Source organism: Enterobacter cloacae complex sp. IR5441 (assembly GCF_049238215.1).
GTDB classification, from domain to species: domain Bacteria; phylum Pseudomonadota; class Gammaproteobacteria; order Enterobacterales; family Enterobacteriaceae; genus Enterobacter; species Enterobacter hormaechei_C.
The window spans coordinates 1-763 of record NZ_JBMKIA010000129.1 but is presented as its reverse complement, the minus strand read 5'-3'; the positions used below and the strand labels follow the sequence as shown (position 1 = coordinate 763).

2 protein-coding genes and 1 pseudogene are annotated in these 763 nt (G+C 44.6%); all 3 read right to left on the bottom strand.

Annotated features, from left to right (window positions below):
* The coding region (locus ACOTX5_RS26710) for an IS1 family transposase (RefSeq protein ID WP_001676991.1) at positions 1-64 on the bottom strand (64 nt) is incomplete at its 3' end.
* A gap of 50 nt (positions 65-114) precedes the next feature.
* Positions 115-306, bottom strand: a complete 192-nt coding sequence (locus ACOTX5_RS26705; protein ID WP_234101271.1) for a tail fiber assembly protein — start codon at positions 304-306, stop codon at positions 115-117.
* A gap of 2 nt (positions 307-308) precedes the next feature.
* A pseudogene (locus tag ACOTX5_RS26700) lies at positions 309-763 on the bottom strand (hypothetical protein); the annotation flags it as partial.

Below are 763 nucleotides of genomic sequence, written 5' to 3'. Positions count from 1 at the left end.
TGCCGTTACGCACCACCCCGTCAGTAGCTGAACAGGAGGGACAGCTGATAGAAACAGAAGCCACTGGAGCACCTCAAAAACACCATCATACACTAAATCAGTAAGTTGGCAGCATCACCATATTGGCCGTCCTGAACTGTCAGCGCCAATTTCTTTCCCTTCTGGATGCAGCCCAAGAAATTGCTCATATGTTTCTCGGGTAATTTCAATAACATCATCTGGAAGCGTTCCCGCATCCTCATATTCTGGAAACAATTCTTGTAGATAAAAACTTTTACTTCCGGGTGAAAAGAATACTGAGTTCATTATTACCGTCCAATGATTAACGCTGAGACGCTGGTATCTGAAGGAAAGGCTGCATTCAGTGGTTTGTCGACTTTGAATACAATCGTATTATTCCCCCGGACAGCGGCAAAAGAACAAACCGCCGTCGAGTATGAACCTGTAATATTACTGGATACACCACCATAGGCTGTTGTTGATACCAGAGGGATAACGCCCAGCACCTTATTAGGAAATACAAAGGGCAATGTGGCTGTGGCAATATAAGACTTATTAGAACCTGTAATGGCATAAGCATTATCAGTCATTCCATTCATCGCCACTGGACCGCTTATACTTACAGTAACCATCTGAGTGATTAGCCCGTCAGGTTGACGAATCACAAAATTTCCATTGCCACCAGTAACCGTCCAGAAATACATATCAGGGATTTGGTTTTCCCCGTTGCCCACATTCCGTTTTGCCGCTTCTCCCAAACCAA